The organism is Polyangiaceae bacterium, from assembly GCA_016715885.1.
GTDB lineage: Bacteria > Myxococcota_A > Polyangia > Polyangiales > Polyangiaceae > Polyangium.
The window spans coordinates 71,735-93,788 of record JADJXL010000017.1; the positions used below are offsets into that span (position 1 = coordinate 71,735).

The 22,054-nt window shown below is 63.3% G+C and carries 20 protein-coding genes and 1 pseudogene; 11 read left to right on the forward strand and 10 right to left on the reverse strand.

The annotated features are described in order from the left end of the window. The first annotated feature begins 65 nt into the window (after window positions 1-65). Genes IPM54_19980 through IPM54_19990 form a run of 3 tightly spaced genes read left to right on the forward strand, consistent with a single transcriptional unit; the run spans window position 66 to window position 4,732 of the window. Entirely contained in the window at window positions 66-1,634 is a 1,569-nt protein-coding gene (locus tag IPM54_19980; protein MBK9262070.1) for an FHA domain-containing protein, read from the forward strand. Then, entirely contained in the window at window positions 1,634-3,013 is a 1,380-nt protein-coding gene (locus IPM54_19985; protein ID MBK9262071.1) for a L,D-transpeptidase, read from the forward strand. Before IPM54_19980 ends, IPM54_19985 begins: the two co-directional genes overlap by 1 nt. Before the next feature lie 15 nt (window positions 3,014-3,028). Further along, window positions 3,029-4,732 (forward strand): AarF/ABC1/UbiB kinase family protein, encoded by a 1,704-nt coding sequence (locus IPM54_19990; GenBank protein ID MBK9262072.1) that lies wholly within the window; start codon window positions 3,029-3,031, stop codon window positions 4,730-4,732. A gap of 191 nt (window positions 4,733-4,923) precedes the next feature. On the opposite strand, the gene IPM54_19995 is transcribed toward IPM54_19990, so the two are convergent. The 8 genes from IPM54_19995 to IPM54_20030 form a co-directional block, all read right to left on the reverse strand. Continuing rightward, the gene (locus tag IPM54_19995; GenBank protein ID MBK9262073.1) at window positions 4,924-5,265 is read right to left on the reverse strand and encodes an ATP synthase F0 subunit C; all 342 of its coding nucleotides are present in this window, start codon (window positions 5,263-5,265) and stop codon (window positions 4,924-4,926) included. Between the two features lie 194 nt (window positions 5,266-5,459). Next, on the reverse strand, window positions 5,460-6,227 hold the full coding sequence (gene atpB / locus IPM54_20000; protein ID MBK9262074.1) for a F0F1 ATP synthase subunit A: 768 nt from the start codon (window positions 6,225-6,227) through the stop codon (window positions 5,460-5,462). Window positions 6,228-6,318: 91 nt separating this feature from the next. Beyond that, on the reverse strand, window positions 6,319-6,840 hold the full coding sequence (locus IPM54_20005; protein ID MBK9262075.1) for an ATP synthase subunit I: 522 nt from the start codon (window positions 6,838-6,840) through the stop codon (window positions 6,319-6,321). Continuing rightward, window positions 6,837-7,241, reverse strand: a complete 405-nt coding sequence (locus tag IPM54_20010) for an AtpZ/AtpI family protein (protein MBK9262076.1) — start codon at window positions 7,239-7,241, stop codon at window positions 6,837-6,839. The genes IPM54_20005 and IPM54_20010 overlap by 4 nt, the downstream gene beginning before the upstream one ends. Beyond that, a complete protein-coding gene (gene rdgB, locus IPM54_20015) occupies window positions 7,238-7,894 on the reverse strand; it encodes an RdgB/HAM1 family non-canonical purine NTP pyrophosphatase (GenBank protein ID MBK9262077.1) in 657 nt (218 codons plus the stop codon). The genes IPM54_20010 and rdgB overlap by 4 nt, the downstream gene beginning before the upstream one ends. 2 nt (window positions 7,895-7,896) lie before the next feature. Then, window positions 7,897-8,670 (reverse strand): ribonuclease PH, encoded by a 774-nt coding sequence (gene rph, locus IPM54_20020; GenBank protein ID MBK9262078.1) that lies wholly within the window; start codon window positions 8,668-8,670, stop codon window positions 7,897-7,899. Between the two features lie 80 nt (window positions 8,671-8,750). Continuing rightward, window positions 8,751-9,470 (reverse strand): hypothetical protein, encoded by a 720-nt coding sequence (locus tag IPM54_20025; protein MBK9262079.1) that lies wholly within the window; start codon window positions 9,468-9,470, stop codon window positions 8,751-8,753. A gap of 59 nt (window positions 9,471-9,529) precedes the next feature. Further along, window positions 9,530-10,105, reverse strand: coding sequence for a helix-hairpin-helix domain-containing protein (locus IPM54_20030; GenBank protein ID MBK9262080.1), 576 nt, complete (start codon window positions 10,103-10,105; stop codon window positions 9,530-9,532). A gap of 179 nt (window positions 10,106-10,284) precedes the next feature. On the opposite strand from IPM54_20030, the gene IPM54_20035 reads away from it, so the two are divergent. Both IPM54_20035 and IPM54_20040 read left to right on the forward strand, forming a co-directional pair. Further along, entirely contained in the window at window positions 10,285-11,391 is a 1,107-nt protein-coding gene (locus IPM54_20035; GenBank protein MBK9262081.1) for a DUF362 domain-containing protein, read from the forward strand. A 153-nt stretch (window positions 11,392-11,544) separates the two neighbouring features. Beyond that, complete coding sequence (locus IPM54_20040) at window positions 11,545-12,228, forward strand: hypothetical protein (GenBank protein MBK9262082.1); 684 nt, start codon at window positions 11,545-11,547, stop codon at window positions 12,226-12,228. A gap of 142 nt (window positions 12,229-12,370) precedes the next feature. On the opposite strand, the gene IPM54_20045 is transcribed toward IPM54_20040, so the two are convergent. Continuing rightward, window positions 12,371-12,622, reverse strand: coding sequence for a hypothetical protein (locus IPM54_20045; protein ID MBK9262083.1), 252 nt, complete (start codon window positions 12,620-12,622; stop codon window positions 12,371-12,373). A gap of 352 nt (window positions 12,623-12,974) precedes the next feature. On the opposite strand from IPM54_20045, the gene IPM54_20050 reads away from it, so the two are divergent. From IPM54_20050 to IPM54_20065, 4 genes and pseudogenes are all read left to right on the forward strand, one after another. Beyond that, window positions 12,975-14,720 (forward strand): hypothetical protein, encoded by a 1,746-nt coding sequence (locus tag IPM54_20050; GenBank protein MBK9262084.1) that lies wholly within the window; start codon window positions 12,975-12,977, stop codon window positions 14,718-14,720. A gap of 52 nt (window positions 14,721-14,772) precedes the next feature. Then, window positions 14,773-16,835, forward strand: a pseudogene (locus IPM54_20055) (hypothetical protein). A gap of 309 nt (window positions 16,836-17,144) precedes the next feature. Beyond that, window positions 17,145-17,996 (forward strand): hypothetical protein, encoded by an 852-nt coding sequence (locus tag IPM54_20060; protein MBK9262085.1) that lies wholly within the window; start codon window positions 17,145-17,147, stop codon window positions 17,994-17,996. A gap of 70 nt (window positions 17,997-18,066) precedes the next feature. Beyond that, complete coding sequence (locus IPM54_20065) at window positions 18,067-19,230, forward strand: metallophosphoesterase (GenBank protein ID MBK9262086.1); 1,164 nt, start codon at window positions 18,067-18,069, stop codon at window positions 19,228-19,230. 246 nt (window positions 19,231-19,476) lie between these two features. Here the strand turns inward: IPM54_20065 and IPM54_20070 are convergent, their stop codons facing one another. After that, window positions 19,477-20,214: a response regulator transcription factor gene (locus IPM54_20070; protein MBK9262087.1), complete on the reverse strand. Its 738-nt coding sequence runs from the start codon at window positions 20,212-20,214 to the stop codon at window positions 19,477-19,479. 60 nt (window positions 20,215-20,274) lie between these two features. On the opposite strand from IPM54_20070, the gene IPM54_20075 reads away from it, so the two are divergent. Continuing rightward, window positions 20,275-21,306, forward strand: a complete 1,032-nt coding sequence (locus IPM54_20075) for a thioredoxin domain-containing protein (GenBank protein MBK9262088.1) — start codon at window positions 20,275-20,277, stop codon at window positions 21,304-21,306. Then, on the forward strand, window positions 21,303-22,046 hold the full coding sequence (locus IPM54_20080) for a 3'-5' exonuclease (protein ID MBK9262089.1): 744 nt from the start codon (window positions 21,303-21,305) through the stop codon (window positions 22,044-22,046). Before IPM54_20075 ends, IPM54_20080 begins: the two co-directional genes overlap by 4 nt. Window positions 22,047-22,054 lie beyond the last annotated feature (8 nt).

Here is a 22,054-nt window from a genome sequence, read left to right on the forward strand (position 1 = left end):
ACCCCAACAAAAAGAGCGCAAGAACATTCCAGTGCCGCGACGTCCTCTGGGAGACGTTCGAACAGATGGCACGCGAGCTGGAGTGCTCGATCGACTACCTCATCAACGAGTCGATGAAGCAGTATGCCCGGCAGCGCAGCTACAGCCCGCGCACGCCGTTCCCCGGGACGCAGCGTACCGAGGGAGGAGCGCCGGGATCTGGTCCGTCGATGCCGCCGTCGACCGCGGGCATCCCTGCGCCGCCTCCGTCGCCGCCGCCGCCCGGGTATCCGCCTCCGCCCGGAGCCACGCCGATGCCTCCGACGTACGGTAGTGCGCCTGGAGCGCCGCCGCCGATGATGGGCATGCCGGGTGCTCCGCCGCCGCCTCCCATGATGGGTGGCATGGGCATGCCGGGTGCTCCGCCGCCGCCTCCCATGATGGGTGGCATGGGCATGCCGGGTGCGCCGCCTCCGATGATGGGAGGCGCTCCGCCGCCTCCACCGCCGATGGGTGTTCCAGGCGCGCCGCCTCCGATGATGGGTGCGCCGGGTGCGCCTCCGATGATGGGTGCGCCGGGCGCGCCTCCTGGGCCGCCGCCTCCGCCGCCTTCGCCTTACGGTGCGACGCCGCCGCCTCCTCCGGGAGCGTATGCCCCGCCGCCGACGATGTCGGGCGCTGCGGGCGTTGGAGGCCCGCCGCCTCCGCCGCCCATGGTGGGTCCTCCGCCGGCACCGCCGGGTGTTGGCATGCCCCCGCCGCCTCCTCCTGGTGCCTCGGCTGCACCGCCGCCTCCGCCTCGTCCGCCGTCGGGTACGGCAACACCAGCGCCGCCCACCGCAGCCAAGCGTCCGCCGAGCGTTCCATCGCCGCCTGGACCTACTGGTGCGCCGCGCGGGCCTGGATTGCCCCCGCCGCCTCCAACGGGCGTTGGCCGTCCACCTGGGCCGCCGCCGCCTCCTCCAGGCGCCGCCGGTGGACCGCCGCCCCCGCCGCCTCCAGGTGTGCGCTCGACCATGATGGGCCCCGGTGCACCACCGCCGCCGCCCGCGCGCACCATGCCGCCCGGACCACCGCCGCCGCCAGGCCTGACGCCGCCACCTCCTCCGGGACCGCCCGGCATGGCGCCGCCTGGGCCTCCGCCGCCGCCTCCGAGCCTCGGAGCACCCGCGACATTGGCTGCGCCGCCAGGGCCCGGCATGGCACCTCCGCCGCCGCCTCCCATGGCAGGCGGGTTTGGCGCACCGCCACCGCCGCCGCCATACGGCCAGATGCCGCCTGGACCGCCGCCCGGACCGCCAGGTCCGCCGCCCGGGCCGCCGCCTGCACCGACGCCAGCACCCGCTGCACCATCGGCAGGAGGCATCCCCGGCGCGGTCCCGCTCTTCGCTTATTACGGCGGCGAACGATTCATCGTGAACAAGGACCGCTTCATCATCGGCCGCGGCAAACAGTCGAGCGACCTGACGATCAAAGATCCGAACGTCTCCCGACAACACGCCATGGTCGAGTACCTGAACGGCCAGTACTACATGGTCGACATGGGCTCGACGAACGGCGTCGAGTTCAGCGGTCAGCGCATCACGCGCAAAGCGATCGGTGAAGGCGACCAGTACCGGATCTGCGATCACGAGGTCCGTTTCTCCTACCGCTGATGCGCGGGCTCCACATTTGGGGCTTCGGGTCGCCTTCGGCGCCTTCCGCCTCAAACCCCACCCACATCCCCAGGCTGCGCGCGAAAAACACCACTCGCGTCGCAGCCCGCGGAGCGCGTTCCATCCTCGCGATCGCTTCGGCGTTCGTCGCGACGCACGCGTTCGCTGCACACGAACCTCCCTGGGTTGGTCCCGACACACCACCGCTCGGTGACGGCATCGTCAGCGCTCGCATCATCAAAGGCGACCAGCCCATCCTCACGGCGCCTTGGGAAAACGCCGCTCGTCGAGGCTCCGCTGCGCGCGACGTGCACCTCCCCATCTTCGCCGTCAGGCGCGGACCTGGTTGCCGCGGCAGGTTCCTCGAAGTCGGTCCCAGCGCCTGGGTCTGCGACGACGCCGTCGAGCTCGCCGCAACACCCTTCGTCGACCCCGGCTACCGCGCCTTGCGCTCGAACCCGGATGGACTGCCGTTTCGTTACTACTTCGTCGGTCCCGATGGATCGTTTGCCTACAAACGACTTTCGGCCGCCGACACCGGCACGCCCGACATGCAGCTCGAGCCCGGCTTCGCCATCGCCGTCGTCGAAGAACGCGTCATCGACGGCCATCGATACGGCCGCACCCACAACGAGCTGTGGGTGCCCATGCGCGACGTCGGTCCTGCGCGCACGTTTGCGTTCCGCGGAGAGACGGTCGCGCAAGACGTGACGACCACCTTCCCCTTCGCGTGGGTCATCGTCGACAGCGCCAACGTGTTCGCTTCGCCAAACCCCGGCGCAAAAAAAATCGATCACCGCACACGTTTCGAACGCGTTCCTTTCTACGAAGTCAAAACATCCGGCCCCACCTCGTTCACGCGCATCGGTGACGACGCTTGGGTGCGCTCATCCGAGATCCGCCATCCGACGATTGCTCAGCCTCCAGCCGAAGTGGACGTTGCTGCAGGCGATCACTGGATCGACGTGGAGCTCGAAACGCAAACGCTCGTCGCGTACGAAGGAGCTCGCCCGGTCTTCGCGACGCTCGTGTCGACCGGCAAAGGCCGCGAAGGTTCGGCCACGGCAACGCCTCGAGGAACGTTTCGCATCTGGGCCAAGCTCTTCACGTCGAACATGGACAACCTCGAAGACGAAGGCGCGCATCGGTACTACCGCATGGAGGACGTCCCGTGGGTCCAGTACTTCTCCAAAGGCGTGGGCCTTCATGGAGCGTTCTGGCATCGATCGTTTGGCTACGTGCGCAGTCACGGCTGCGTCAACCTCGCGCCCATCGATGCGGAATGGCTCTTCTGGTGGACCGGGCCGCGTATGCCTGCCGGCTGGACCGCCGTTTTACCTTCGACGCACGACGCTGGCACCGTCGTACGCGTGCGATGACTCGAGACGAATAACATGGTGTCGATCGTCAACGCAGTCCGAGATCTAGGGCGCTTACGGCAAATCTACGTGGTGCTCGTGCGGCACGGCTTCGGCGAGCTCGCACAGCGCCTTGGCTTGAGCGGCCGCGATCGCGGAGCCCAAGAACAAGACATCACCGCGGAAGGCCCCGCCGAAGAAGCGCTCGCAGAAGTCGAGCGTGGTGAAGAAGAACGTCGCCGCATCTCGCTACCCGAACGCGTGCGCCTCGTGTGCATGGACCTCGGCCCATCGTTCGTGAAGCTCGGTCAGATCGCGTCGACCAGGCCCGACGTTCTTCCCGCCGAATGGATCGTCGAGCTGAAGAAGCTCCAAGACAGCGTCACTCCCCTCCCCGCGACGGAGATCCGAGTGGCGGTCGAAACATCGCTCGGCGCACCCATCGATCAGATCTACGAATCGTTTGACGACAAACCACTTGCCGCAGCATCGATCGGCCAAGTGCATCGCGCCGTGCTCAAGCATTCCGAAGGGCCGAAAGACGTCGTCGTCAAAGTGCAGAGGCCGGGCATCCGGTCCACGATCGCCAGCGATCTCGAGCTCTTGCACATGCTCGCCAAGCTCATCGAACGCACGATCCCGGAATCGTCGCTGTACCAACCATCCGCGCTGGTCGACCAATTCGATCGCGCGATCACGAGTGAGCTCGACTTCGGACAAGAAGCGGAGCACGCGATCCGTTTTGCAAAAAACTTCGAAGGTCATCCGCACGCACGGTTTCCACTCGTCTATCGAGAAGCATCGTCGAAGACCGTGCTCACGCTCGAATTGCTCCCAGGCCACAAGGTGTACGAGGCCATTCGGGAGCATGGGCACAAGGGAGCTGCGATCGCAGAAGCTTCCGTCGGGATCGTCGTCAAAAGCATTTTCGAAGATGGGTTTTTCCACGCGGATCCGCATCCGGGAAACATCCTGATCTCGGGCGATCCAGACCGTCCGACGATTGGCCTCATCGATCTCGGCATGGTCGGGCGTTTGTCTCCGGACATGCGCGACAAGACGCTCGATCTGATGATCGCAGCCGTTCGACAGGATCATCTCGCCGTCGCCGATGCGCTGTATCTGATTGGTACACCAACGAAAAAAGTCGACATGCGTGCGTACCGTGCGGAGGTGAGTCTTCTGGCGGAGAAGTACATTGGCCGACCGCTCAAGGAAATCGACGTTGCGGCGTTGATCAGCGACTTGGTGCGAGGCGCGAACAAGTACGGGATCGAAATACCGGCGGACTTTTTGCTCGTGGGCAAAGCGATCATGACGATCGAAGGTGTCGGCAAAGAGATCGACCCGGATCTCGACGTGCTCGGTGTTGCGCGACCGTACTTTTTGGATCTCCTTCGCAAGCGTTATTCGCCCGAGCGCATGGGGATGGAGGCGTGGCGGGGGCTCGAGCGTTTGTCCGGGGCAGCCTACGACTTGCCGCAGCAGGTACGCGAGATCCTGGACGACTTGCGATTGGGCAGGCTCACGATGCAGACGACGAACCCGGCGTTACCGAGCACGGTGGATCGGCTTGGCCGGCGCGTCTTTTCGGGGCTCGTCGTGGCGACGTTCGTATTGGCGGGGGCTGGGCTAGTTGCGTCCGGACAGCAGGCGACACTTGGTTACGTGCTTCTGGTGTTCGGATTTTTGACGATGATCGCCCACGTTGCGGCCGACATGATTCGCCGCAATCGATAGTTGGGAATCAAAGCAAACGGATGCACGCCTCACTCTCCTTTGCAGAGAGGAAGGCGTGCTTTCTCGAGGGTGTTTCGCAGGCATTGCGAGCGTTGCGAATCGCTGGGCGGACGTGCTCCGCGTACGACACGTACGCTTCCGCCATCCTCCCTAGCTTCGCAACGCGCAGCAGCCTGCGGAATACCCTCGGCTCAGAACGTGGCCGGAAGGCGGTTCTGGAGCAAGTACGCGATGATCAGGGCGAAGAGAACGAGCGACTCGATCAGGGCCAGGCCGAGAATCATCGGCGTCTGGATACGTGCAGCCGCGCCGGGATTGCGCGAGATGCCTTCGAGTGCCGCGGCAGCAGCGCGGCCTTGACCGAGGGCACCACCGAGGACTGCGATGCCGATGGCGATACCGGCACCCATGCTGATCCAGCCGAACGTATCGAACTTGTTGGATGCGCTTTCCTGCGCGAACGCCACAGCGGGAAGGAGGACCATCGCAGTAGCGACCACGGCAGACAGGGAAAGCTTGCTCTTGAGAGACATCCGGACTTGCTCCTTTCAGGCCACACGCCCCGACGGGGGCTCATGCTGCGTGTGAAAAATCGTTTGGCCCATGGGGCGTGGGGAACTCGTTGACGGGTTTGTCCCCCTCGTGGGCCGGGGCGGCTTTACGAGCGCGCCCCCCTCTAATCCGATTTTGGCCACTTGACCAGCGACTTTTGCGCCAAGTGTCCCTTTTAGTGCTGCTCGGCATGCTCGGTCGCGAGACCGATGTAGATGCTGCTGAGCAGGCAAAACACCAACGTTTGAACGACGATCACGATGAGCCCGAGAAACATCACGGGCAGCGGCAAGAGGATCGCAATCATGCCGGCAAATACCGACGCGATGAGATGATCCGCCGCGATGTTCACCATCAGACGAACACTCAACGTGATCGGACGGACGCACGTCGAGATGAGCTCAATCGGGAAAATGAGCGGCGCCAAGTACCACTTGGGCCCCGCCATGTGCGCGATGTAGCTCCAGCCGTTCTCCTTGATGCCGTAGTAGTTGAACGCGATGAACACGAGCAGCGCACAGCCGATCGTCACGTTCAAACTCGACGTAGGGGCGGGGAATCCCGGAATCAAACCCGAAACGTTCGAGAAGAAGATGAATGCAGCCGACCCGCCGATGAGCGGGAAGTATCGCTTCGCATTCGCCGCTCCCATGACGTCTTCGGCCATTCCGTAGAAGTAGCCAAAAAACGCCTCGAAGAACGTCCGCAAGCTGAGCCGTTCGTCCGGTACGACCGACTCGTCGACGCGCCGCCATTGGTTGCGCACCGCGAGCGACAAACCGATGAACACGAGGATGACGAGCATGCTCGAGAAGATCGGCTCGAGCCCTCGATAGCCCACCGGCTGATTGCCGATGAAGGTGTGACCGAGGTTCTTCGCGTTCTCACGAAGACCGGGCAGATGCGCGACGAGGAAAGTCAGAAAACTCGTGTGCTCGGGCATGTTGATTATCCCTCGTTGAACACTTGGGGCTTGAGGTTGCCTTCGGCGCCCTTCGCCCCAAACCCCTTGGCCTCACCGAACAAAACGCTTGTCAACTCTTACTCGGTGGGGGTTCTTCCGGCCCCGGGGGACTCGCCTTTAGCACATCTTCGCGAGAGTCATCTGCGAAAGATCTGCGTTCGTTCGAGTCACCATCCGACAGGCTCGAATCGGACTCGGTTACCTCATCCGGAGGCTTCGGGCCAAACATCGTTCCCAGCGTGATCCCGATGGGAAGCGCTCCGTAGCCCACCAATAGGGAAAGCGGCGAGGCGATTCCAGTGCGCAGGATGAGCCACACGCCGCCAAAAAGGCCCGCAAGTTTCAACATGGCAAAGGCAGTCCACGGCGCCGCTTTGCCCCGCCGCGACAAAAACGCTTCGCCAATGCGCGCAAACGCCCACAGGTTGGCCAGCGCAAACGCTCCGCCAACCGCGACGCCGCCCGCCGTACGAACGTCGAACGCGACGAACGCTCCCGCAGCAAGCACGAGCGCCGATGCGGTGACGGAAATCATCGCTGCACGAATGCCTTCATCCAGCCAGGTGCTCTTGGACGATGCCGGTGCGCTCATCGATCCACCTTCTTGCCATCCGCGTCGGCGCCATCGCCTTCGCTTTTCGAATCGCGAACGTCGTCCTTCACGATGTCGTCGTCTTTTCGTTCATCGTCCCGCGCGTCGTAAATCGGCCGCGGATTACCTTGCTCACGCTCTTCCCGCGCGGCTTCCCGCTGCATCTGCGCATGCGCACGCATCACGGCTTTGATCGCCGCAGCCAGGCCAAAGACAAACCCAATCCCCGCAAGATACGGCGCCGTACCAAGTTTCTCGTCGAGCCATCGACCACCGAAAAAACCGAACGCGATGCTCAACACGATCTCGAGGCCGATCGTGCCGAAACTGCCGACACCACGCCAATCGTCGACCTTGCGACGACGACCGCGATCCGCCGCGTCTTTGCCTTCGCGCGTCACTTGGCTCCCACGACGTGCGCCATAGAAGACAGGCGCGCATCGATCAAGGCTTCGAGCGCCGGGCGAAGTGCCTGCACCGCACGAGCTCGGTGACTCTTCTTGTTTTTCTCTTCCTCGGGCAGCTCGGCCATCGTGCGACCGTCCCCGGCCACGATGAAAAGCGGGTCGTACCCGAATCCACCCGTGCCGCGCGCTTGCCGAGCGATCGCGCCTTCACACCGACCCTCGGCCAAAATCTCGGGCCTGTGTTCGTTCCACGGATCGCGCAGCACGATCACGCAACGAAACCGCGCCGTGCGTTGATCGTCCTCGACCTCCGCAAGCGACGCGAGCAGCTCCGCGTTGTTCTCCGCGTCCGTCGCGCCTTCCTTCGCAAACCGCGCCGACCGCACGCCGGGCCGCCCTCCGAGCGCATCCACTTCGAGACCCGCGTCCTCGGCGATCGTCACCATCATCGCTGCATCGCACGCTGCGCGTGCCTTGATGAGCGCGTTCTCTTCGAAGGTCGCACCATCCTCGATGATCGGCGGAAAGTCGGGCAGCACCTTCGACAGCGGGAAAAGCTCGAGCGGCAGATCCGCAAGAAGCGCCGTGAGCTCCGCGATTTTGCCGCGGTTTGTCGTGGCCAGAAGAACCGAGAGCGGCAGCCCCATGTTCATGTCGCCGTCCACCGACCTTCTTGAAACAACTTTGACAATTCGACGCCAGCCGCCGCCAAGGTTTGTCGCTGCACCCCAACGAGGCGCGTAATCCCGGACAAACCCAGGTCGATCATGCGATCGATGTCGCGCCGATCCACCGCTTCACCTTCGGCCGTCGCTTGCACTTCGACGAGCGCGCCTCGTGCCGTCGCCACGACGTTCAGATCGACACGCGCTTGGCTGTCCTCCGAGTAGTCGAGATCCAAGAGCAGCTCGTCGCCCACGTGCCCCACGCTGATCGCCGCGACTTGATCACGCAGGACGGGCGCTCCGAGCTGCCCCGACGCCGCAAGCCGCGAAAGCGCAAGCGCAACGGCGACGAAACTGCCGGTCACCGACGCGGTTCTCGTACCTCCGTCGGCTTCGAGCACATCGCAATCGATGACGATCGTTCGTTCACCCAATGAATCCAGGTCGATGGCGCTTCGAAGCGCTCGTCCGATGAGACGCTGGATCTCTTGCGTCCGACCGCTCAGCGCCTTGCCGCGTCCTTCACGCGCTTCACGACGCGCGCGGCTGGCACGCGGATGCATCTGATAGTCGGCCGTGAGCCATCCTTTGCCGCGACCAACCATCCACGTCGGAACGGTGGGATCGATGGATGCCGTGCAAAGCACGACGGTACCGCCGGCGCGATAAAGCACCGACCCTTCGGCATTGCGGTGAAAGTCGGGAGCGATCTCGATGGGACGAGGATCTGCGGGGCTGCGAGCATGTGAGCGAGGCACGGCGGCGTCCTTAGCACAAGCGCGCGCCGGTGCAGATTTCTCGACGCGTCATCCCGTCGAGCTCGCCGCACGCATGCGAGCTACCAGGACGATGGCCAAACCTCCGCGTAGAGGCCGTCGCCCTTGCCTCCACGCGTGGCCGCTCGATGCACGACGAGCAGTTGTTGATGCTGACCCTGACAAACGAAGGCGCCTCCCTCGAGCACCACGTACACCTGCCCGCCGGCCGTCCGCAGCGTAAAGCCCTCGGGCCAGTTGTCTTTGCGCTTCAAGAACTCCACGGCCGCGTTGCCCTTTGGCGGCACGTCGTGACGGGAAAACGGCTTGATCGCCTTTTCGGCCTGCTCCCACGCGGCGCCTTCGCTTTTCGCGATGGTGTCGATGCCGATCTTGAGCGGCAATTGGCCCGGACCAACCTCGTTCGCCGGCATGCGACGTGCGCGAAACACTGCGAATTCGTTCGTTGTTTTTCCACCCTCCACACGATGCGCACGGCCAATCCATCGGCCATCACCCGACGGCGTCGATGCGCTCCACTGCGTGCACGAAGCAAACGCTGCAAGGATCGCGCATGGACCGCTCTTCGGATCGGCCGGACACGCAAGCTGCTTTTGCAGACCTTTGATGTCGAGGTCCGCGGGCGCCGCGGCCACCGTATCGAGCGCCGGGGGCGCCGATGAAGCCGCGGGCGGCGGAGCGGCCGAGGCCGAGCTTTGCGTCGAAGGTCCTGCGTTTTGTTGCTGACACGCAACGAGGTTTGCAGAGACAAACAGAACGGTGAGAACGTACGTCGTGCGCATGAGTGAGCTGAGTGTTGCACGCGCAGGGCCACCCTTTCATCCACGAAGGTAAAGGCGCATCACGGTTTGTCGGGTGGATCGATGAGCAAGCGCGGACGCAGCTTCGCCAGCTTCTTTCGCCCGATGCCTTTCACGCGCAGCAAATCTTCCGGCCGCTTGAACCGCCCGAGCTTCGCGCGAAGAGCCAAAATCGCTTGCGCCTTCTTCGCTCCGATGCCCGGCAGCTTTCGCAAGTCCGCTTCGGTGGCCAGGTTCAAGATCACCTTCCCATCGGGCGTGACGGCTCCTTCGGTGTTCGCTGACCCCGCATCCGCTTCCGGTGCACCCGCATCGGCAGCGGCCAAAGTTTGTCCGGATGGACCCGGTGGAGCGTGCGCTACAGGCTCGGCCGAAGGATGTGCCGATGCTACGGGCATCGCTGCGCTTGGAACCGTTGGAGGTCCAAGGTATGTGCCCATACGATTCGGCAAGAGATCCGCCGCGGCACCCGATCCTACGAAGGCCAGTGCGAAGAACCCGAGCATTCCGACGGCGACCTTCGCCACGAGCGGCGTCCAAGCCGATGCGCGAATTCGCGCCGTGATTCGTTGGAACAGTTCACTCGCGCCCAGCTTCAGTTTCGATGACGACTCCATGTGAGCCTCCTTGTGGACGAAGGCTTCAGCGAAGAGCGTGCCAGCTCGTTTCATTCGAAGAATCAAGGTGCTTGCATTTGGCCAAGGGTGGCGGCCGCCATGGCGAAGGGTGGCGGCCGCCAGATCTCCGCCAGCCGAGCGTGACCTTCCGCGCTACGATGACCGTCCCGAGCACGCCCATGCCGCACCGTCACTTTTCTCCATCCTCTTTCGCCACCGACTCGACCGCTTCTGCGAACGGGTTGTCTCGCCGAACGTTTCTCGGAGCGTCACTTGCCACCGCAACGCTCATCGGTTCGACGTCGGCCGAAGCCGCGGGCACCGGCCTCGCAGCGCGACCTCCGCAAGGCTTTTTGCCGATGTCGGTCCCGGGCAAGATCGTGAAGATCACCAAGTCGAACACGCTTCAGCCGAACGGACTTTGGCCCACGGAAGCCGCTACGAAGGTGATGCTCGAGCGTGCGATGTCGGAGTTGACCGGCAAGGCGGACATCGGCGCGGCGTTTGCGCGGTTTGTCCACAAAGACGACAAGGTTGCCATCAAGGCAAACGGCATCGCGGGTCAGAAGGGCGCCACGATGGCGACGAACCGCGAGCTCATTTTGGAGGTCGTGCGCGGCGTCATGGCCGCTGGCGTGCCCGCGCAAAACATCGTCATTTGCGAGCAGTATCCGAAGTTCCTCGAAGGCACGCGCATTTGGGATCGCGACAAGGGATTCGACCCCGCCGTGCCCCAGGGCATCACGGCGAACGTGCATGAAAACAAGGACGCCACGATGCCCGAGATCAGCGTGATGGGCATCCCGACGAAGTTTGTCCGAGTGATGACCGAAGCGACGGCAGTCATCAACTTGTCGCTCATCAAGGACCACTCGATTTGTGGTTACACCGGCTGCTTGAAGAACATCACGCACGGCGCGACCGTCAATCCGCACGCGTTTCATCAGCACACTGCGAGCCCTCAGATCGCCGAGCTTTACGCGCAGGACATCGTGCGTAGCCGCGTTCGACTTCACATCGTGGATGGCTTCAAGGTCATCTACGAAGGCGGGCCGCTCGACAAAGTTGCCAAGCGTCGCGTCTCGCACGAAGCGGTTTATGCAACGACGGATCCCGTGGCGATGGATGTGATTGGTTGGGGCGTCGTCGAGCAGTGGCGCAAGGACAACAACCTGCCCACGTTGAAAGATGCTGGCCGCGATCCTTCGTATATCCGCATCGCTGGTGAGCTGGGTCTCGGCGTATTCGACAAGAACAGAATCTCGATGCGCGAAGTTGCATTGTAAGCGCGCGCGTCTCGTCTCAGCTCAACCATTTGGGGCTACGGATCGCCTTCGGCGTCCTTCGCCCCAAGCCCCAGTGCCGGCTATCATTCTTACTCGAACTTTTCGAGGAGCCTCGGCATGTTGTTCTCGCGTTGCCTGCTACTCGTCTCCGTCGTGTTTGTCGCCGCAGCTTGCGCCAAACCCGCCCCGCCCTCGCAGCCTCCCGGCGCGCCGCCCACGCCGAAGACCATCACGGCGGCAAACCCTGGGGGCGATGCGAACGACCCCGAATATGCGGCGCTCGAACGCCTCGCCAAACAGCCCTGGGGCTTTCGCCGAGATTATTGGAACTCGCTGCACGTCCCGCTCGTGGATTGGAAGAACTGGCAGCGCACGCGCATCATCGCCAATCCCACGCGCGCGTCGTTTCGGTACGGCAAGAGCCACCACGCGGTAGCCACCATTTGGTACACGCCGATGGAAGGCGCGAACGATCCCGAAGCGTGTCTCGCCAAGTTCCTCGACTACGCCACGCCCATCGCCGACGCGAACGGCATCCAAGTCAGCGCACGCGAGCGTCTTCGCACGTCGCAGTCCGTCGGCGCGGAGGTTCGCCCGATCGTGGTCGAGCTACTCACGGGACGCCTCGACAGCATCCTTGGGCGTAACGACTACCACGGAGCCGTTGCGGCCTATCAATCGTTTCCTGGCACGTGTCTCGTCCAAGGTTTCGCAGTTGTCGCGACGAACCATCCTACGCTTGCAAAACAAATCCGCGATCGCTGGGTCGCCGAGGGTGCCGCGCAGCTCGTGTGGGAGAAGCACGTGAAGGAAGCGCCCGAAACGCTTTCGAGATAAGGGCTTCACTCAGTGGATGAAGGGAGAAGCGTGAATCTTTCCGGCGCTTGCGGGGGGGACCCCGCTGTTTGAGCCCGCGAAGCGGGCGAGTGCGGAGCGGGGTCCCGCGAGTGCCGGAAAGGTTCACGCTTCGACCGAGGTTTCACACCAACGCCGCAGCGATCCTCGCGCCCACGTACGCGCCCAGCGTCACGACCCACAGCATCGCGCCGCGACGAAACCCTTCGCGATACCCCCAAATCGGCGCAAGCGGAGGGACGATGAGCGCGAGGACGCCCCGGATTCGCGGCTTCTTCCGCACGATCAGCTTGCCTGCTAGCCAGACATGCGTCGTCACGAAGGCAGCAAATCCAAAAATCAAGAGCGCAGCGATGACCAGGTCCTTGCCGGACACCCTCGCGAGCGTAGCGCGCCACGTGCTGGCATGCTCCCACTTCGGTAGAACAGCGCGCTGCCGCACGAACACTCCTACGATCTCACGATCCGACTTTCGCGGCGGCTCTGTCCCAGCCCAAATTTCACGCTAAGCTCTGCGCGTGACGCAAAGCACTCATGCAAACGGCGCACACGCCAACGCGCCTCGTTTTACCCGTCGAACGTCCTTCCTCGATCACCTCCCCGGCTCCCGAGTCGTGCCCACGGGCATCGCACTGGGACTGCTCGCGAGCTTGCTCGTAGGCGTCGGCGCAGCCCACGCCGTCGCCGATCCGCCCGACATTTTGGCCGCATCCGAGGTCAAACCGGGCATGAAGGGTTACGGTCTGACGGTTTTTTCCGGAACGACGCCCGAACGCTTCGATGTCGAAATCATTTCGACCATCAAGAATGTTTTTCCCAACCAAGACCTGTTCCTGATCAGGACACCCAACCACCCGCGGCTCGATGCAGCGCACCTCGTCGCAGGCATGAGCGGCAGCCCGATCTTCGTGAACGGCAAGATGATCGGCGCGTACTCGTACGGCCCTTCGTTTGCCAAGGAGCCCATCGCGCTCGTCACGCCCATCAAGTACATGCTCGAAGATCTGGCGCGCCCCATGCCCAAGGGCGTTGCGCCGAGAGGCGGCAATCCGCTGGCCTCCTTCGATGTGCCTAGCGGAGAAAAACGGGAGAGAAGCGCGCGCGCATTCGTCGGTGCTCCGGAATCGTACGATCTCGCTCAACATGCATCGCAGATCGCGTCACGCATCTCGTCGTCAGCGCCACCGCGAGACATGGGCATCGGCAAAGCCACGACGCCCGTGCTCATGGGCGGCATGACGAACATCGGCATGCAGATCGCTCAGAAGTACCTGGCACCGCTCGGTCTCGAACCCATTCAGGCAGGCGGCGGTGGTGCTGCGAAACCTGCTCCCGACGCGCCCACCAAGTACGTCGATGGTGGCGGCATCATGGTGCAGCTCGTTCGAGGTGATGTGTCGGCGGCAGCCATCGGCACCGTGACGAAGGTCGCCGGCGACAAACTCGTCGCGTTCGGCCATCCGATGCTCGGCGGCGGCCTCGAATCACTGCCCACGGCCATTGCACGCGTTCATTGGATCATGGCGCTCACGAGCCGCAGCTACAAACTCGGCGAAGCCGTTCGTCCTCTCGGAGCGCTCGTCAACGATCGCCAAGCCTCCATCGTGGTCGACTCCAACGCGACGGCGCCCGTCATCCCGGTTCACGTGAAGATCGACGGCGCTCCGGGTGCTCCCAAAACCGATTGGAACATGGAGGTGTCGGCGGATCAGTTCCTGGGTCCGATCTACACGGCCATCGCGATCGGCGGTGCAGCCGAAGTCACGGCATCCGAACGTGAGGATTCGACGTTCCGTTCGACGAGCAAAGTGAAGCTCGCCAAGTACGGCACGATCACGCTGAACGACTTCGGCGCCGGCGCAGGAAGCCCCATCAGCGCCGACGACTTCATCCGCAGCCGCCTCGTGCGATCACTCGGATCGCTGCTCAGCAATCCTTGGGAACCCGTCACGATCGAGCGCATCGACACGGAGATCAAAGTTTCTTCCGAGCGTGAAGTATTTGGCCTTCGCGGTGCCAAAGCGCTCGATCCCGAAGTCGATGCCGGTGCGCCCGTTCGGATCCAGCTCGAGCTGCAGCGCTTCAAGGGCCCGATCGAAACGAAGATCATCGAAGTTCCGGTGCCTGCGGAGATGGCGGGACGGGATGTCGACATCGAGCTCGCGCCTGGGTACGAAGTCGAACGGCCGCTGCCTGCACCCGAATCGCTCGCTCAGCTCATCGCCAACTTGCCCAACCAAACGCACGATCCCGAATCCATCGTCGCTTCGTTCAAGCTGCGTGAGAACGGCGCTGCGTATCGCGGCAAGGTGGCTTCGAGGCTGCCTGCGGGCGCCATCGACACGCTGCGCTCTACGAACGACTCCAACGGGCCCGAAATGTTCGTGGCTCAATCGAGTACTGCCGTTCCGCTCGGTCGTTTCCTGAGCGGTCGCGACACCGTTCGCATCAAGGTTCGTCCCGTCCTGCGCTGATCCCGCGCCATGCAAACCAAGAACATCGACCGTCAAAAGGCCTCCTGCATGACACCCCTCTCTTCTCGAAAGCTCTCGCGTCTTGGCATCGGCGTCATCATTCTCGCCGCAGCCATCGTCCCCGCATCGACCGCATCGGCCGTCGGTACGCGCACCTTCCAGCTCGAAAAACTCGACGACCTCAAAGGCGGCGACCTCACCGGCGTCAGCGTCGACTCGAGCGGCACCGTGCGCGCGGGTTTTACCCTTGGAACCCTGCCCATCACCGATGCCACGAGCATCTGGAGCAGCGTCGTGCTCGCCGATGGCTCCGTGCTGCTCGGCACCGGCAACGACGGCAAGATCTACAAGGTCAGCACGACAGGACAAACCTCGCTCGTCGCGACGACCGGTCAGATGGCGGTGAGTGCTCTCGCCGTTGCATGGAACGGCGACGTCATCGCAGGCACGTTCCCCGAGGGCAAACTCTACAAGCTGCCCGCGGGAGGCGGCACGGGCGGTCAAGCCACCGAGTTCGCCAAACTGCCCGACAGCGAAGACATCTGGGCCCTCGCGTTCGATGCCAAGAGCGGATCGCTCTACGCGGGCACCGGCGCCGAAGGCAAAATCTTCAAGGTCGACCAACAAGGCAAATCGCAGGTCTTTTTCGACAGCGACGAGCCGCACATCATGTCGCTCGCGATCGCCGATGACGGAGCGGTGTATGCCGGATCGAGCGGCAAGGCGCTGCTCTACAAGATCACGGCGCCTGGTCGAGCCACCGTCGCGTACGACTTCGACGGCGACGAGGTCAAAGCCATCGCGTTTGCGAAAAACGGAACGATGTTTGTCGTGGCAAACAAGATGGGCGAGCAGCTCGCGCCGCCGAAACGCAACAAACCCGGTGCTGCCCCGCAGCCGACGAAACCGAGCAAGCCTGGCCAGGGCAGCTTGTTCCGCTTTGGCAAAGACGGCATTGCCGAGGAGCTGCTCGAAGACAAGACAACGCACTTCGTGTCGCTCGGCATCGACGACACCGGAGCTCCTTACGTCGGCACGGGTGCCGAAGGACGCGTCTACACGGTCGACGATGCGCACACGACGAGCCTCGTAGCGGACACCGACGAAAGGCAAGTGGGTGCCGTCGTCGTCGCGGGCAAACGGCGTTTCATCGCGACGACCGATCCTGTGGTGTTTCACGAGATCAAAGGAACCGGCGGTGGCGATGCCGTGTGGACCAGCAAGGTGCTCGACGCGGGCCTGCGCGCATCGTTCGGGCGCGTCACGTGGCGCGGCGACGGACAGCTCGAGTTGTCCACGCGAAGCGGCAACACGGCAACGCCCGACGGCTCATGGAGCGCTTGGTCCGCGGGCCTCGGTCAACCCGGCGACGTGACCAGCCCGCCAGGTCGTTACGTGCAAGTGCGTTCCCGCTGGAGCCGCGATCCCAAAGCAACGCTGCGCGAATTGACGCTCTACTTCGTCACGGACAACGCTCGCCCCGTCGTCACGTCCATCGAAGCCACCGCCAAGAACAGCAAGCCTGCTTTGAAGAGCGGAATTCCCTCGTCGGGCGGAGAAGCGCCGAAACCGACGACTGGCATCAAGCTGTCGTGGAAGGTCGAGAATCCGGATCAGGACGAGCTGCGGTATCGCGTGTACTACCGTATCGAAGGACAAACCACGTGGCGCAGCGCTCACAAGCCCACGGACAAGATCACGCGCACCGAGCTCGATTGGGACACGACGGGTTTGCCCGAGGGCACGTATCGCATTCGCGTCGAAGCGAGCGACGAGCTGGCCAATCCACCGGACCGCGCGCAGCGTCACGTGCTCGAATCCAGCACGGTGCTCGTCGACAACACGCCGCCCGTGTACAAGACGCTTTCGATTCAAGGCCGAAGGCTTCGCGGCGAAGTTGCCGATGGCTTGGGTCCCATCAGCCGAATCGAAGTGTCGGTAGCTGGTACGGATGAATGGCGCCCGCTCTTCCCGAGCGACCGCATTTTTGACGAAGCGTCCGAAGCTTTCGATGCGGATATCTCGTCCATCGTGCCCGCTGGGACACACCTCGTCGTCGTCCGTGCGTACGACACCGCTGGCAACGTCGTGACACGCGACGTCGACGCGCGCTGAGTCCGGGCGCGCTGAATCCAAGCCAAGATTTGCACGCTCGCTTCGCGGGCGTGAGACGCCCGCTTCGCGAGGCTTGTTTACGATGGGGGGGCCGAGGCTCGCCCATACCCCTCCGATTTGCCTTCATCCAAACGGAGCGGTGCACATGGCCATGCCACTGCGCCGATCGCCGCGACAGCGTTGTCATGCCTTCGGCGCGCTCGTGCGAATGCTCATCGCCGTTTTCGTCGCGCGTTTAGGCCGCGCCGTCGTCGTGATGCCCCATCGCCCAGGTGGTACAATGCATGCACTTATCCAGGGGCAATCCATATGGCTTCTTTCAAGCGTTTTTCGAATCTGCTGCTCGGTTTTTCCCTCCTCGCCGTGGGCGCTGTCGTAGCCGGCGCGTGCAGCGTGCAGATGAGCGCCGACCTTGCGTCGGGAGTTGGGGGAGCCGAAGACGATGACTTCTCGGCGGGCGCAACGACAGGCGCCGGGGGCGGCAACGAAGGCGTGCAGCTGCCGCCACCCGAGCAGGATCGAGCGGGCACGATGTCCTATGCGCACATGTGCGGGGGTGGGTGCATGTCCGGGGACAAGTCCATCGCGTGTTCGTTGCCGATGAACCCCGACAATCCGCCGGACACGTCCTGCACAATCGTCCCGACCGACATGGGACCCGTTGCCGAATGTTTGGCGCCGGGCGTGTTCCAAGAGGGAGAACCTTGCGAGAAGGCATCGGACTGCGCCGCATCACTCGGATGTGTACGCGTGGGTTCCGACGTCAGCGTGTGTCGGCCGTATTGCTGCGGCGACATCGAAGCGTGTGCTGCCGGTGCCTACTGCACGCTTGGCGACATGGCCGAAGATGGTTTGAATGACAAACCCATCCAGATACCGGTTTGCACTCCTGCGACGCCTTGCACGCTTCTCGACGACACCACGTGTCCCGATGGCCGCACGTGCACGCTCGTGCGTGCCGATGGAACGACGAGTTGCGTGCAGCCCGGCCCAGGCAAGCTTGGCGATCCGTGCCCGTGCAGCGCTGGCCATGTGTGCTCGATATCCCTCGGCAAGTGCCTGAAGCTCTGCCGAGTCGGCGGCAGTGACTGTCCGGATGCGATGCTTTGTCAGGGGGGCAGCGAAGGCTTCCCTGACGGCATTGGTATCTGTGTGAAGTAGTGAGAAGGCGTCGCTTCCACCTCGCGCGGCGCGCCGTGCGTGCGATGGTACGGGCGTGTCGTTGCTCCGCATGGTCATCTTTTTGCTCGGTTTCACGACGTTTGTCGGAGCCATCCACTACTACCTCTGGCATCGCCTGCTCCGCGCGACTCGCGTCGGCGATCGCCTGAAGCGGCTCGGCACGCGCATCATCGTCGGCTTTGGCATCGCGATGCCATCGGCGATGTTTCTCGTGCAGATCCTGCCGCGACCTCTTGGCGCAGTCGCCTCGTTTGTCGTGTACACCTGGATGGGCTTTGCCGGCTTGCTCGCGTCCTTCTTGATTGCGGCTGAAGTTCCACGCCTCGCCGTAGCCCTGACGTCACGGCTGCTTTCTGGTCAGCCGATCGATGCATCGAGGCGCACGTTTCTGTCCCGGATCATTGCGGGCATTGCTGGCGTATTCACGCTGGGTTTGTCCGGTGCAGGTGTTGCCGAAGCGCTCGGGGAAGTGGCGCTCAAGCGAGTGAAGGTGGCTCTGCGCAAGTGGCCGAAGGAACTCGCGGGGATGCGCATCGTGCAGCTCACGGACGTGCACATCGGGCCGATGATTGGTCGCGAATGGCTCGAAGGCATCGTGGCTCGCGTGAACGAGCTCGATGCCGACATCGTGGTGATCACGGGCGATCTCGTCGATGGATCGGTCGAGGCACTACGCGAGCACGTCGCGCCGCTTGCGCAGTTGCGATCGAAGCGGGGCGTGTACTTCGTCACGGGCAACCACGAGTACTACTCGGGGGTCAAGTCGTGGGTCGAGCACCTTGGGCAGCTTGGCTTGCGGGTTTTACGCAACGAACATGTGACGATTGGGGAAGGTGCTGCGAGTTTCGATCTGGCGGGCGTCGATGATCACACCGGCAGTCAATTCGACAAGGACCATGGCGTGGATGTGGCGAAGGCGCTTGCCGGTCGGGATCCGACCCGCGAGTGCATCTTGCTTGCGCATCAGCCGAAGGAAGTCATCGACGCTGCGAAGTTTGGCGTGGGGCTACAGATCAGCGGGCACACGCATGGGGGCCAGGTTTTTCCGGCCACGCTGCTCGTTCGTTTGCAACAACCGTTTGTCGCGGGACTCGATCGTCTAGGCGACACGCAGATCTACGTGAGTCGTGGAACGGGTTATTGGGGCCCGCCGATGCGCGTGGGCGCGCCCGCGGAGATCGCGGTGATCGAGGTCGTTCCGGAAGTCGTTTGAGCAGCAACTGCCTCACCCCCTAGCCCCCTCTCCCTTCACGGGAGAGGGGGAACATGCCTCACCCCCCGACCCCCTCTCCCTGCACGGGAGAGGGGGAGAAGAGCGCTCGCAAATCTGATTGTGCGCATCTCCATTCCCCCTCTCCAACGCAGTTGGAGAGGGGGCTAGGGGGTGAGGCAGGCTCCCCCTCTCCGCCGCGCCGTAGGCGCGTGAGGAGAGGGGGTTGGGGGGTGAGGCAAACGCCTCTCAACCCCGCGTTCTTCTCAACAAACTAAAAATCCGCGCTCCGAGCTCTGGCGCATGAAACGGTTTGACCATGTAGTCGTCGGCGCCGCAGGCGAACGCATCGACCATGTCTTGGGACGACGCGTTTGCCGTGAGAAACAAGACCGGCAGCGCGATGAGTTTGTCTCGGCGGATGGCCCGGCACAGATCGATGCCCGTCATTTTGGGCAGGTTCCAGTCCAGCACGAGCAGGTCGAACGTTTCTTGATGGATCGCAGCGAGCGCTTCTTCGGCGCTCTCTTTGGTGGTCACGACCAGACCCACGGCAGCGAGCATCGCTGCAACGACGGCGCGAATGTCCGGATCGTCGTCGACGACCAAAATTCGAGCTCCACGCCCTACACGCGGTGGCCATGACGTCGGTCTCGGTGTTTCGATTTCGTCGTCTGCTTGTGCGGTGGGAAGAGGCGGAGGGGACGTGGCGCGATCGCCTTCCACGACGCTCGATGCAAAGTCGGCCAAGCGCCGGTAGTCACGCGGCTCGAAGACCAGCCTTGCGCCATCGGGATCGACGATCGCGCGAGCGGCTGCCGACGATGCCTTGTGACGAGCACCCACGTCGAAAATCGCCAGCACCCACTCGCCGTCTTCGATGACTTCCTCTGGTGGCAGCTCGAGCTCGAGCTCGCAATCTCCCACGGAGGTAATCTGATGCTCGAACTGCTGAGGGTCGGAAAACCGATAGCAGACGCTCCGCACGCGTACACGCTACACCCCGGGCTAGCGCCTCGCAAAGGGTCCGACTAAGCTCGCGCCGCGATGGTTCACCTGCGATGGCCTGCCCTCCTTGCAGCGCTCCTGGCAATCGGCTGCGATGGTTCGTCCAGCCAAGGCAACGACAAGCCTGCGTCTTCTGCGCCTTCGGCCGCAGCGTCCGCAGCTCCGATCGTGTCCATTCCCGGCGTCGACCTCGGACCGATGACGGCGCGCGAGCAACGCGAGTGGTCGGATCAGCTCCAAGGGCTGCTTGCTCCGTGCCCTGAAACGCCCGTGAACATCGCGCAGTGCATCGCGGAAAAACGTGCGTGCAAAGCATGTACGCCCGCGGCGCTCTACCTGCTCGATGCCGTGCGCGCGGGACGAAGCAAACAGGACCGCGAAAAAGCCTACAACATGCGGTTCGATCCGAAGAAAGTTCGCACGCTCGATACCGACGGGTCCCCCGAGCTCGGACCGCCCGATGCGCCCGTGACGATCGTCGAGTGGGCGGACTTCGAATGTCCCGCGTGCAAAGCGTTTTACCCGATCCTCGACGGCCTCGTGAAACGCTTCCCCGGTCAGGTTCGTCTCGTCTACAAAAACTATCCGCTGGCCATTCACCCGCATGGCGAGATCGCCGCTCGAGCAGGCGTCGCTGCGGCACGTCAAGGCAAGTTTTGGGAAATGCACCACTTGCTCTTCGACAACCAGGACAGGCTCGAACAATCGGATCTCGAGGGATACGCCAAACAGCTCAAGCTCGATGTCGGCAAATTCCGTGCGGAGATGGGTTCGGACGACACCGTCTCACGCATCGCGCGGGACAAGCGCGCCGCTGACGACGTGAACCTCGATGGAACGCCGACGGTCTTCATCAACGGTCGCCAGGTCGAAACGCAACTGATCGACGATCCCGTCGGGGACCTCGTGAAGTGGATCAAGCTCGACCTCGAGCTCTTGGGCATCACGCCTGCGGCACCTCCGGCTCCGGTGGTCAACGCATCGGCTGAGCCTGCACCGAGCGTTCCGGCATCTGCGGGGCCCGGTTCGAGCGCATCGGCTGCGCCATCTGCGGGGCCGCCGAAGAAATGAAGGTTGCCGATCCTTGTGGGTGTTTTCCGTCGGGAAAGCATTATCCCGGCATTGCGCATTTGCTCAAGGTGCGCGCGGTCGGTGTCGCATCGGAGCTCGATGCCAGCGCGCCGTGGGTGGACCAGCCCATTGCATTTCTCGATGTCGAAACGACGGGACGTAATGCGGCGACGGATCGATTGGTCGAAGTTGCCGTCGTGATTGGCCAATGCGGCGACGTCGTGGCGCGGCATAGCTGGCTCATTCATCCAGGCCGTCCCATTCCGGCAGAATCGACATCGGTGCACGGCATCAAGGACGAAGACGTCGCGGACAAACCTGCTTTTGGAGAAATCGCCCACGAAATTCTGCAATCGCTCGCGGGTGCGATTCCGGCGGCCTACAACGCCGTATTCGATCGCGGATTTTTGCTTGCGGAACTCGAGCGAGCGCAGGTTTTTCCGGAAAACCCACCACCGGCGATGCGCCGCGAGGTCGATTGGATCGATCCATTGACGTTTGCCCGGGAACTTTACAAACACGAAGACAGCCGTGCACTTTCGGACATGGCCGCGCTTTTGGGCATATCGCTCGTGAATGCACACCGCGCGACGGACGACGCGGAAGCCGCATTGCGCGTCCTCTATGCATTGGCAAAAGATTCCCGCGTTCCCAAAGCATACGGAAGTTTCATTCAGGAGCAGCGGCGCCTTTTGCGCATTCAGGACGAAGCGCGTTCGAGGTGGCGGCGTCCTAGCTGATGCATTGT